General features: G+C 70.4%; 10 protein-coding genes. 8 read left to right on the forward strand and 2 right to left on the reverse strand.

Annotation, left to right across the window (positions count from 1 at the left end; all coding sequences use genetic code 11):
• Positions 1–50 precede the first annotated feature (50 nt).
• The 7 genes from groES (at position 51) to guaA (ending at position 7343) form a co-directional block, all read left to right on the forward strand.
• Entirely contained in the window at positions 51–347 is a 297-nt protein-coding gene (gene groES / locus JD292_RS01310) for a co-chaperone GroES (RefSeq protein WP_200130920.1), read from the forward strand.
• An 89-nt stretch (positions 348–436) separates the two neighbouring features.
• Positions 437–1360 (forward strand): EamA family transporter RarD, encoded by a 924-nt coding sequence (rarD, locus tag JD292_RS01315; RefSeq protein ID WP_200130921.1) that lies wholly within the window; start codon positions 437–439, stop codon positions 1358–1360.
• Positions 1361–1486: 126 nt separating this feature from the next.
• Positions 1487–2989, forward strand: coding sequence for an IMP dehydrogenase (gene guaB / locus JD292_RS01320; protein ID WP_200130922.1), 1503 nt, complete (start codon positions 1487–1489; stop codon positions 2987–2989).
• Positions 2990–3101: 112 nt separating this feature from the next.
• Complete coding sequence (locus tag JD292_RS01325) at positions 3102–4223, forward strand: GuaB3 family IMP dehydrogenase-related protein (RefSeq protein ID WP_200130923.1); 1122 nt, start codon at positions 3102–3104, stop codon at positions 4221–4223.
• Positions 4224–4232: 9 nt separating this feature from the next.
• Positions 4233–5213 carry an SURF1 family cytochrome oxidase biogenesis protein gene (locus JD292_RS01330; RefSeq protein WP_233613124.1) on the forward strand — a complete coding sequence of 327 codons (981 nt, stop codon included), beginning with the start codon at positions 4233–4235 and terminating at the stop codon, positions 5211–5213.
• A 10-nt stretch (positions 5214–5223) separates the two neighbouring features.
• Positions 5224–5706 (forward strand): DUF3817 domain-containing protein, encoded by a 483-nt coding sequence (locus JD292_RS01335; RefSeq protein ID WP_200130924.1) that lies wholly within the window; start codon positions 5224–5226, stop codon positions 5704–5706.
• A 53-nt stretch (positions 5707–5759) separates the two neighbouring features.
• Positions 5760–7343 (forward strand): glutamine-hydrolyzing GMP synthase, encoded by a 1584-nt coding sequence (gene guaA, locus JD292_RS01340; RefSeq protein WP_200130925.1) that lies wholly within the window; start codon positions 5760–5762, stop codon positions 7341–7343.
• A gap of 139 nt (positions 7344–7482) precedes the next feature.
• On the opposite strand, the gene JD292_RS01345 is transcribed toward guaA, so the two are convergent.
• Together JD292_RS01345 and JD292_RS01350 are read right to left on the reverse strand one after the other, a co-directional pair.
• The gene (locus JD292_RS01345; RefSeq protein WP_200130926.1) at positions 7483–8139 is read right to left on the reverse strand and encodes a GntR family transcriptional regulator; all 657 of its coding nucleotides are present in this window, start codon (positions 8137–8139) and stop codon (positions 7483–7485) included.
• Entirely contained in the window at positions 8136–9164 is a 1029-nt protein-coding gene (locus JD292_RS01350; RefSeq protein WP_200130927.1) for a phosphotransferase, read from the reverse strand. The genes JD292_RS01345 and JD292_RS01350 overlap by 4 nt, the downstream gene beginning before the upstream one ends.
• 102 nt (positions 9165–9266) lie before the next feature.
• On the opposite strand from JD292_RS01350, the gene JD292_RS01355 reads away from it, so the two are divergent.
• Positions 9267–10670, forward strand: coding sequence for an aspartate aminotransferase family protein (locus JD292_RS01355; RefSeq protein ID WP_233613126.1), 1404 nt, complete (start codon positions 9267–9269; stop codon positions 10668–10670).
• The last annotated feature ends 93 nt before the right edge of the window (positions 10671–10763 follow it).

A 10763-nucleotide genomic window follows, 5' to 3' on the forward strand; every position in this document is an offset into this window, starting at 1 on the left:
CTCGCATCGGGCGGGCGCGTGTGAACTTCCGTCGAAGAAAGAGGTCAACCGTGTCGGTCGCCATTAAGCCGCTCGAGGATCGGATCGTTATCAAGCAGGTCGAGGCGGAGCAGACCACCGCCTCCGGTCTCGTCATCCCGGACAGCGCGAAGGAGAAGCCCCAGGAGGGCGAGGTCGTCGCTGTGGGCCCCGGCCGCGTCTCGGATAACGGCACCCGCATCCCGCTCGATGTCGCCGTCGGCGACATCGTGATCTACTCGAAGTTCGGTGGCACCGAGGTCAAGGTCGGCGGCGCCGACTACCTCGTGCTCTCGGCCCGCGACATTCTCGCGGTCGTCACGCGCTAATCTGACGCGCTGGAAACGGCCCCGCGATCTTCGGATCTCGGGGCCGTTTTCGCTTCCCTGGGAGCGCTCTCAGGATGTAGCCTGATCTGATGCGCGAAACACGAGCCGGACTGGGATACGGGCTCGCAGCGTACCTGCTGTGGGGCGCCTTCCCGTTCTACTTTGGTCTGATCACGATGGTGGGCCCGCTCGAGGTCGTGCCCTGGCGCGTCGGCGCCACGCTGCTGTTCAGCGCGGTCCTCGTGTCGCTCACCCGGCGGTGGGGCCGTGTCGGCGCGATCCTGCGGAATCGGAGGCAGCTCGGCTGGTTCGCGCTCTCCGCGCTGCTGCTGTACGCGAACTGGCAGATCTTCATCATCGGAGTCATGACGGGCCACGTGCTCGAAACCTCGCTCGGCTACTTCATCAACCCCCTGTTCACGATCCTGATCGGGGTGATCTTCCGGCGGGAGAAGCTGAGCCGGCTGCAGTGGCTCGCGGTCGGGATCGCGGGTGTCGGCGTGCTCGTGTCCGCGATCGCGTACGGCCAGTTCCCGTGGATCGCGATCGGGATTTCGCTCTCCTTCGGCCTCTACGGCGCCGTGCACAAGTACGCGGGGGAGGACGTCGACGGCATCACCGGGCTCACGATCGAGACCATGGTCACGGTCCCCGTCGGCATCGTGCAGGGCGTGATCGTGGCGCTCACCGTGGGGCTCAACGCGTTCAGCTTCGGCCCGGGAATCGCCGCACTCGTGCTCGCGAGCGGCTTGGTGACCGCGATTCCGCTCATCCTGTTCGGGGAGTCCGCGCGGCGCCTGCCGCTCGCCTACATCGGGTTCCTGCAGTTCCTCACCCCGATCCTGAGCTTCCTCTACGGCTACTTCGTCGCCGGAGAGTCGATGTCGGTGGGCCGCTGGATCGGGTTCCTCGCGGTCTGGATCGCGATCACGATCCTGATCATCGACATGGTGATCCAGCTCCGCCGCAGCCCGCAGGTGACCCTGAACACGGCCCCGATCCCGCTCGATTGATCCGATCGATCCGACCGGGGCGAGCCACCGGGCATATTTCGACCGGCTTCGACGTTTACGATGGAGTATCGGCCCCACCCGGCACGACGACGACATCTCCCGACTTCGAACCCCGAAAGAGGACAAATGGAACAGCGTGACCCGTTCGCGTTCACCGGACTCACCTACGACGACGTGCTCCTGCTGCCGGCGCACACCGACGTCATCCCGAGCGAGGCCGACACCTCGACTCAGCTGACGAAGCGCATTCGCCTGAATATTCCCCTGATCTCGGCCGCAATGGACACCGTGACCGAGACCCGCATGGCCGTGGCGATGGCTCGGAACGGCGGCCTCGGCATCCTGCATCGCAATCTGTCGATCCAGGATCAGGCCGAGATGGTCGACCGCGTGAAGCGGAGCGAGGCCGGGATGATCACGAACCCGGTCACGACCACGGTCGACGCGACGGTCGCGGAGGTCGACGCGATCTGCGGCGAGTACCGCGTCTCCGGTCTCCCCGTCGTGGACTCGAACGGGATCCTGCTCGGCATCATCACGAACCGCGACATGCGCTTCATCGATCCGAAGGATCGCACCCAGGTGCGCGTCGAGGACGCGATGACGAAGATGCCGCTCATCACGGCCCCCGCCGGCATTTCGCGCGAGGCCGCGTCGGACATCTTCCGCACGCACAAGATCGAGAAGCTTCCCCTCGTCGACGCCGATGGTCGCCTCACGGGCCTGATCACGGTCAAGGACTTCGACAAGGAGGAGCAGTACCCGCTCGCCACGAAGGACGATTCCGGCCGGCTCCGCGTCGGTGCCGCCGTCGGCTTCTTCGGCGACGCCTGGAAGCGTGCCGGCGCGCTCGTCGATGCCGGTGTCGACGTGCTCGTCGTCGACACGGCGAACGGCGACAGCCGCGGCGTGCTCGACATCATCGCGAAGATCAAGGGCGACCCGGCCTTCGCCGGCGTCGACGTGATCGGCGGCAACGTGGCGACGTACGCTGGCGCGAAGGCGATCGTCGAGGCGGGCGCCGACGCGGTGAAGGTGGGCGTCGGGCCCGGCTCCATCTGCACCACCCGCATCATCGCCGGTGTTGGCGTTCCCCAGGTCACGGCCGTGTTCGAGGCCGCGAAGGCCGCGACGCCCGCCGGTGTCCCCGTGATCGCGGACGGCGGCCTGCAGCACTCGGGCGATATCGCGAAGGCGCTCGTCGCCGGCGCGTCCTCGGTCATGATGGGCTCGCTCCTCGCCGGCACCGACGAGAGCCCCGGCGACCTCGTGTTCGTGGGCGGCAAGCAGTTCAAGGCGTACCGCGGCATGGGCTCGCTGGGCGCGCTGCAGACGCGCGGAGAGCGCACCTCCTACTCGAAGGACCGCTACTTCCAGGCGGACGTCCCGAGCGACGAGAAGCTGATCCCCGAGGGCATCGAGGGCCAGGTGCCCTACCGCGGCCCGATCGGCGCGGTCGCGCACCAGATGATCGGCGGGCTCCGCCAGTCGATGTTCTACGTCGGTGCGCGCTCCGTCGAGGAGCTGAAGGCGCGCGGCGAGTTCGTGCGCATCACGCCGGCGGGCCTCAAGGAGAGCCACCCGCACGACGTGCAGATGATCGTCGAGGCGCCGAACTACAAGCGCTAGACGCCGGATCGCGTTCCGGATCGGCGGGCGCCGCACCCTCTCGGGGGAGCGGCGCCCGCTTCCGCTTTCCGGGCCGACTGGGAATGTCAGGCGTCCCCGGTAGACTGGTCGGGTGAGCAATGAGATCGAGATCGGCCGCGGAAAACGCGCACGGCGCGTCTACACCTTCGATGAGATCGGGATCGTGCCGACGCGGCGCACCCGTGACCCGGAGCTCGTCTCCACGGCCTGGTCGATCGACGCCTTCCAGTTCGAGATCCCGGTGCTCGGCGCGCCGATGGACTCGGTCATGTCGCCCGAGCAGGCCATTCAGCTGGGCCGCCTCGGCGGACTCGGCGTCCTCAACCTCGAGGGCCTCTGGACCAGGCACGAGAACCCCGAGCCGCTGCTCGCGGAACTCGCGACGATCACCGACGAGGTCACCGCGGTGAAGCGCATGCGCGAGCTGTACGCTGCGCCCATCAAGCCCGAGCTGATCCGCGATCGCCTCGGTCAGATCCGCGACGCCGGCGTCACCGTTGCTGGCGCCCTGTCGCCGCACCGCACCGCCGAGTTCACCGACACCGTCGTGAAGGCGGGCGTCGACCTCTTCGTGATCCGCGGCAACACGGTTTCGGCCGAGCACGTCGCGGAGGAGGGGCGCACGCCGCTCAACCTCAAGCAGTTCATCTATGAGCTCGATGTGCCCGTGATCGTGGGCGGCGCGGCCACCTACCAGTCGGCGCTGCACCTCATGCGCACGGGGGCGGCTGGCGTGCTCGTCGGCTTCGGCGGCGGTGCGTCCTCCTCCACCCGGGTCACGCTCGGGATCCGCGCCCCCATGGCGAGCGCGATCGCGGACGTCGCGGGCGCCCGCTCCGACTACCTCGACGAGTCGGGCGGCCGTTACGTGCACGTCATCGCGGACGGCGGCCTCGGCACCTCGGGCGACCTGATCAAGGCCGTCGCGTGCGGCGCGGACGCGGTCATGCTGGGCGGCGCGCTCGCGAAGGCCTCCGACGCGCCCGGCCTTGGCTGGCACTGGGGCCAGGAGGCGCACCACGAGGATCTCCCGCGCGGCCGCCGCGTCCAGGTCGGATCGGTCGCCCCGCTCGCGGAGATCGTCAACGGCCCGTCGCACATCGCGGACGGCAGCTCCAACCTCGTCGGCGCGCTGCGCCGCGCCATGGCGACCACCGGCTACTCGGAGCTCAAGGAGTTCCAGCGCGTCGGTATCGTCTACGCCGAGCGCTAGGCCACCGGCTTGGCCAATCCACGGAAGCCGGAGTACCTGGGCGAGCCGACGCTCGGCCAGGTCATGCGGCGACCCGTCTGGATCCTGTCGCTGCTGCTCGCGCTCGCCGTCGCCTCGGCGTTCGCCTGGCTCGGGCAGTGGCAGATGGGCTCGGCGATCCGCACGGACAACACCGAGACCATCAACACCGAGGAGATGCGGCCCATCGACGAGGTCGACACCCTCGGCAAGGGCGTCACCGACGAGGCGGCCGGCGTGCTCGTCTCGACGAGCGGCCGCTTCGTCGCCGGAGATTCCCGGATCATCGCCCCGCGCACCAATGACGGCAGAGCGGGAGCCTGGGTGGTCGGCCACCTCGTGAGCGGGGAGGGCGCCGGCGAGACGTCGAGCCTCGCCGTCGCGATCGGCTGGGCGCCGAGCGTCGAGGACGCGGAGCGGGCGCTCGCGGCGGTCGAGGCCGATCCCGGCTTCGCGAAGGAGCGCAGGCTCGAGGGCCGCTACATGCCTCCGGACGGGCCCGAAGTGCCGAAGCCGGACGAGGATCCGCAGACGATGCACACGATGCTCGCCCCGGCGCTCGCGAACTCCTGGTCAGACACCTTCGGACCCGTGCGCTCCGGCTACCTCGTGCTGCACCCCGAGGGTGCGGCGAACGCCTCACTGCTCGAGTCCGCTGCGCTCGACGCGATCGACTCGGTGCCGCCCTTGCCGCCCGAGAAGGTCAACTGGCTCAATGTTTTCTACGCGATCGAGTGGATCGTGTTCGCCGGCTTCGCGATCTTCTTCTGGTTCCGCCTGACGCGGGACGCCTGGGAGAAGGAGCACGAGCTGCAGCTCCTCGAAGCTGAGGAGGCGGCACGAGCCGCGGCCGGCCCGGATCCGGATCGGAGCGTCGACGCAGACGCGGATCCCGCAGCCGCGGCGCAGGCCGCCGATCAGGACCACTCCGTGCCGCCGTCCCCGGACGGCGCACTCCGCTCGAAGCCGTAGAATGGAAGCCATGCAACTGAAGCCGAAGCCCGCAGACTACCCGCGGATCCGCCGCGCGGTGAGCGTGTACAAGGTCACCTCCGTGATCACCGGCGTCATGCTCCTCCTGCTGTGCGCCGTGATGGTCATGAAGTACGCCTTCAACGTGCAGCTCTTCCTCTTCACGCCGGAGGGGTTCGCCAAGTTCGAGCCGCTCGCGGCCGAGGGCGTCGAGTCCGACTACACGCCGCAGGGCTTCGACCTGTTCAAGGCGATCCTGATCGCCCACGGCTGGTTCTACGTGGTCTACCTCGTCTCCGACTTCATGCTGTGGAGCCCGATGCGCTGGGGATTCGGCAAGTTCCTCCTCATCGCGCTCGGCGGCGTCGTGCCGTTCATGTCGTTCTTCCTCGAGGCCCGCGTGGTGCGCGAGGTGAACGCCTTCCTCGATGAGCACGACGTGCCCGAGAACCGGCCGGCAGGCCAAGACGCCGCTACTTCGGCTTCCTCCTAAGACCTTCCCCTCCCGCGGCGCCGCCGCGGCGGACACCCTCGAAAGGCCGATACATGGCAGAACAGACTGAATCCGGGCACCGCCCGGTCCTCGTGGTCGACTTCGGCGCGCAGTACGCGCAGCTGATCGCCCGCCGCGTGCGCGAGGCGGGGGTGTACTCCGAGCTCGTGCCGCACACCATCACGGCGGCTGAGATCGCCGCGAAGGAGCCGCTCGGCATCGTGCTCTCCGGCGGGCCGTCGTCGGTCTACGCCGAGGGCGCGCCGACGTTCGACGACACCATCTTCGAGCTCGGGATCCCGGTCCTCGGGATCTGCTACGGCTTCCAGGTCATGGCCCGCGCGCTCGGCGGCACCGTCGGCAACACGGGCGACCGCGAGTACGGCGCCACCGCTGCGACCGTCGTCGGCGAGGGCGGCGCGATCCTCGGCGGTCAGCCCACCGAGCAGAACGTGTGGATGAGCCACGGCGACGCCGTGCAGGAGGCCCCCGCGGGCTTCGACGTGCTCGCCACCACGGCCGTCACCCCGGTTGCGGCGTTCGGCTCGCCCGCGAAGCGCCTCTACGGCGTCCAGTGGCACCCCGAGGTCAAGCACTCCGATCACGGCCAGCAGATCCTCGTCAACTTCCTGCACCACGTCGCCGGCATCGAGCCCGACTGGAACGCTGGCAACGTGATCGCCGAGCAGATCGAGAAGATCCGCGCCCAGGTGGGCGATGCCCGCGTCATTTCCGCGCTCTCGGGCGGCGTCGACTCCGCCGTCTCGACCGCGCTCGTGCACGAGGCGATCGGCGACCAGCTCACCGCGGTGTTCGTCGACCACGGCCTCCTCCGCAAGGGCGAGCGCGAGCAGGTCGAGCGCGACTACGTCGAGTCCACGGGCGTCCGCCTCATCACGGTCGACGCCGCCGACACCTTCCTGGGCCACCTCGCGGGCGTCACCGACCCCGAAGAGAAGCGCAAGATCATCGGCCGCGAGTTCATCCGCTCCTTCGAGCAGGTGCAGCGCGACCTCGTCGCCGAGGCGAAGGCCGAGGGTGCGCCCATTAAGTTCCTCGTGCAGGGCACGCTCTACCCCGACGTGGTGGAGTCCGGCGGCGGATCCGGCACCGCGAACATCAAGTCGCATCACAACGTGGGTGGTCTGCCCGACGACCTCGACTTCGAGCTCATCGAGCCGCTCCGCGCCCTGTTCAAGGACGAGGTCCGCGCGATCGGCCGCGAGCTCGGCATCCCCGAGGCGATCGTCGGCCGCCAGCCGTTCCCCGGCCCCGGCCTCGGCATCCGCATCGTCGGCGAGGTCACCCGCGAGCGCCTCGACGTGCTCCGCGAGGCCGACGCGATCGCGCGCGCCGAGCTCACCGCGGCGGGCCTCGACGGCGAGATCTGGCAGTGCCCCGTCGTGCTGCTCGCCGATGTGCGCTCGGTTGGCGTGCAGGGCGACGGCCGCACCTACGGCCACCCGATCGTGCTGCGCCCCGTGTCCTCCGAGGACGCGATGACGGCCGACTGGACGCGCGTGCCCTACGACGTGCTCGCCCGCATCTCTAATAAGATCACGAACCAGGTTCCCGAGGTCAACCGCGTCGTGCTCGACGTCACCTCGAAGCCGCCGGGGACCATCGAGTGGGAGTAACCCTCCCGTGAGCGGAACGGCCGTCCCATCAGGGGCGGCCGTTCGCAGTTTCGGCAGAAACTGCCCCCGGACCGGGCCGAACGCAGATCGGAGCTGGATCCGGACCAGGACCTTCAGCCTGAACGTGCCCTTGCGCCCCTCAACCCCGGGCCGAACGCCCCGCGAGCCGGATCAGGATCGCGCGGTTCTCCTCAATGTGCGCCCGGACCGCGGCCACTGCGGCCTCCGGATCCCGCGCCTGCACGGCGCCGTGAATGCGCTCGTGATCGGCGAGCACTTCCTGGTACACGATCCGCTCGTCGACCTCGTTGCGCTGCAGCAGCCGGATCGCGAACGCCATCTCCCCGCCGGCGAGGGCGAAGACCTGGTCGAGCCGGGGGCTTCCGAGGAGCGCGATCACCGAGCCGTGGAAACGCATGTCGGCGATGGCGTGGCGCACCGAGTCCTGTGCCGTTCGGGCGGCCTCTCGCAGTTCGCCGAGCGCGTCGGTGACCGCTGCGATGCGCTCAGCAGGCGCGTCGGCGCACGCCGCGGCACCCGCCTCCTCCAGCATCTGCCGCACGAGGTACAGGTCCCGGATGTCGTCGGGGCCGAATGAGCGCACCCGGGCGCCGCGGTTGCGCTCGTGGGCGACGAGCCCCTCGCGTCCCAGCGTGAGCAGCGCCTCCCGGACCGTGCGGCGCGAGCATCCCAGCTCCTCGGCGAGCGCGATCTCGCGGAGCGGCGTGCCGGAGGGGAGTTCGAGACGGAGAATGCGGTCGCGCAGGGTCCGCGCGACGTCGGCGGGGGAGGTCATGCCGGCCGGAGTTCGTCGGCCGCGGCGGCCGCGGCGCCGCCCTCGGCCTCCGCCGCCGTGGCGAGGGTTGCGAAGGTGCCCGCGGATCCGCGCGAGCGCATTGCGGCGTACGCCCCACGATCGCTCTCGGCGCGCGCGGCCCACACGACCGTGTTGAGCGCGAGGCGGATCGCGACGAGCGGAAGGAACGCTTCGCGCTCCGCCATCGTCACGGGCACCTCCTCGGACCAGCCGGCGAGCACGGATGTCGCGGCGAGTACGGGATCGGCGGCGTGCCGCGCGAGATAGGCCGCGGCAACGGCGGGCTCGGCGATGCGCCAGCCGAGCACCATGTCGTCGAAGTCGATGATCGCTCGGATCAGGCCGTTGGGGCCAACGAGCACGTTGGAGTCGTGGAGGTCCTGGTGCACGAGTGCCCGGGGGAGGAAGCCCTTGTGCGGGGCGATGAAGCGCTCGTGGATCCTGAGGGCTCGCTCTCCGGCGAGCCGGGCCTCGGCGGGGAGGCGCGGGTGCGGAGGGGCGAGGTGCGCGGCGATCGTGCGCGCCACGTCGTGCATCGCCCAGGTGTGGTCGATCTCGTGGGGTGGCGCGGGAGCCGCGGCGAGTTCGGCCTGCATGCGGGCGGCCACCCGACCGAGCTCGCCGCCGAGTTGCGACACGAGGTGGGGACCGAGTTCCGCGTCGGCGTAGGGGAGCGCGTCCACCCAGTCGATCGCGAGGACGGCGACGGGGGTACCGTCGACCGAGGTCGCCCCGAGCGTGCTGCCGTCCCGCGCTGGGACCACGGCGGGGACCGGGAGGCCCGCTGCGTGGAGGCGGGCGGCGATGTCGGCCCTCCAGCGCTGCACTTCGATCTCGATCGGGTCGCTGAGCTGGAACTTCACGGCGAGTTCGCCGCGGTCGGTCGCGGCACGGAAGGTACTGGCGAGCTCGCTGCCCAGCGGCGTGAGCCGGGTGGCGGTGACGCCGTGGGTTTCGGCGAGCGCCCGTGCTGCGCGGTCGGCCTCGAGTGTGAGCGTCTCCATCGGCGTCCTCCTGGTCCTCCTCGGGCTGGCGATTTCACCGATCCTAGCGGACTTCCCGTATATTGGTGACCAATCCACAATGCGACTCGACACGGAGGTCAGATGCGGCAGGAACGAGCGAGCAGCCCGAGCGTCATGGTGAACGCCTACGCGCCCGGATCCGGATCGGCCCTCGACCCGGCCGACGAGGCCCTGATCGCCCGCCGCACCGCGGTCCTCGGATCCCCGTACCGGCTCTTCTACCGGGACCCCGTGCACGTGGTGCGGGGGAGCGGCGCCCACCTGTTTGGCCCGAACGGCGAGGACTACCTGGACGCCTACAACAACGTTCCCTCGGTGGGGCACGCGAACCCGGCGGTGCAGGCGGCGGTCGCCGCGCAGCTCGGCGAGCTCAATACCCACACCCGCTACCTCACGGACGGCGTCGTCGAGTATGCCGAACGCCTCACGGCGAAGTTCCCGTCCCCGCTCGACCAGGTGGTTTTCGCCTGCACGGGCAGCGAGGCCGTCGACCTGGCGCTGCGGATCGCCCGGCGCCACACGGGTCGCGAGGGCATCATCGTGACCCGCAACGCCTACCACGGCACCACGGCGGCCGCGGCGGAGATCTCTCCCTCGCTCGGGCCGGGGAATCCGATCCCGGATCGCGTCGTGCTCGTCGACGCCCCCGACCCGCTCCGCGGCGAGACGGATCCCGCCGCCGCCGAGGACTTCGCTGCCCGCGTGCGCGACGCGATCGCGGAGCTCGAGCGCCGCGGCGTCGGCCTCGCGGGCATGATCGTCGACTCCGCGCTCACGAGCGACGGCCTCTGGCTCGAACCGGCCGGCTTCCTCGCCCGCGCCGCAGCCGAGGTGCGCGCCGCTGGCGGCCTGTACATCGCCGACGAGGTGCAGCCCGGCTTCGGACGTCTCGGCGACTGGTGGGGGTTCACCCGCCACGGCTTCGCCGATCAGGAATTCGTGCCCGACCTCGTGGTGCTCGGCAAACCCATGGGCAACGGGATCCCGATCTCCGCCGTCGTCGGCTCCGCAGACCTGTTCGACGAGTTCGGCGGCGACGTGCGCTACTTCAACACCTTCGGCGGCAACCCGGTGAGCATCGCAGCCGCTTCAGCGGTGCTCGACGAGATCGAGGGTCGCGGGCTGATCGCCCACGCGTCGGCGGTGGGGGACCGGCTCCGTGCGGGCCTCAGGGAGATTCAGGCCGACGCCGAGCGGGCGGGCAGCGGCGCCGGGCTCGCCGCGGTGCGCGGGGCTGGCCTGTTTGTGGCGGCTGATCTGGTCGCGCCGGGCGCGGACCACACTGGCGCGCCGGCGTCCGCACCCGCCCCCGACGGCGATGCCGCCCTCGCCGTCGTGAATGGTCTGCGGGAGCGCAGGATCCTCGTGAGCGCCTCGGGTCGTGCCGGGAGCACCCTGAAGATCCGCCCGCCGCTCGTCTTCGACGACCGCGACGCGGATCGCTTCCTCGACGGCTTCGCCGAGGTGATGCGCGAGCTCGGCTAGCCCGAGAAACGCGAGAGGGGGGGGGGGGGGGGGGGGGGGGGGGCGCCCCCCCCGCGGGGGGGGGGGGGGCCCCCGCCCGCCGCGCGCCGAGAG

Source organism: Leucobacter edaphi (assembly GCF_016522535.1).
GTDB lineage: Bacteria > Actinomycetota > Actinomycetes > Actinomycetales > Microbacteriaceae > Leucobacter > Leucobacter edaphi.

What these genes read in the sequence shown, in the direction of transcription:
- rarD (WP_200130921.1), top strand. Translation starts at nt 437, where the DNA reads ATGCGCGAAACACGAGCCGGACTGGGATACGGGCTCGCAGCGTACCTG.
- guaB (WP_200130922.1), top strand. Translation starts at nt 1,487, where the DNA reads ATGGAACAGCGTGACCCGTTCGCGTTCACCGGACTCACCTACGACGAC.
- JD292_RS01335 (WP_200130924.1), top strand. Translation starts at nt 5,224, where the DNA reads ATGCAACTGAAGCCGAAGCCCGCAGACTACCCGCGGATCCGCCGCGCG.
- guaA (WP_200130925.1), top strand. Translation starts at nt 5,760, where the DNA reads ATGGCAGAACAGACTGAATCCGGGCACCGCCCGGTCCTCGTGGTCGAC.
- JD292_RS01345 (WP_200130926.1), bottom strand. Translation starts at nt 8,139, where the DNA reads ATGACCTCCCCCGCCGACGTCGCGCGGACCCTGCGCGACCGCATTCTC.
- JD292_RS01350 (WP_200130927.1), bottom strand. Translation starts at nt 9,164, where the DNA reads ATGGAGACGCTCACACTCGAGGCCGACCGCGCAGCACGGGCGCTCGCC.
- JD292_RS01355 (WP_233613126.1), top strand. Translation starts at nt 9,267, where the DNA reads ATGCGGCAGGAACGAGCGAGCAGCCCGAGCGTCATGGTGAACGCCTAC.